General features: G+C 45.1%; 1 protein-coding gene. It reads left to right on the plus strand.

What is annotated here, in order from left to right; translation table 11 throughout:
- Positions 1-20: 20 nt before the first annotated feature.
- Positions 21-255: MFS transporter (locus EXZ60_RS19255; protein ID WP_346780471.1), on the plus strand; the 235-nt coding region annotated here is incomplete at its 3' end.

Below are 255 nucleotides of genomic sequence, written 5' to 3' on the forward strand. Positions count from 1 at the left end.
ATAAAAAAAGAGACTCCCCCATGAATAAAGAAAAAATGCCGCTGCAGGTATGGATCTTAACGCTTGCAGCTTTTGCTATCGGTACCGCGGAATTTGTTATTGCAGGAATTCTTCCTCAAGTCGCCAACTCATTCTCCATCACTGAAGGACAAGCGGGTTACTTAATCAGTGCCTACGCGCTTGCCATTGTATTTGGCGGTCCTCTACTCACAATTTACTTAGCACGCTTTAATAAGAAAGCCGTACTGGCTGGGC

Source organism: Vibrio sp. 1151_11, from assembly GCF_029478525.1.
Classification (GTDB): domain Bacteria; phylum Pseudomonadota; class Gammaproteobacteria; order Enterobacterales; family Vibrionaceae; genus Vibrio; species Vibrio anguillarum.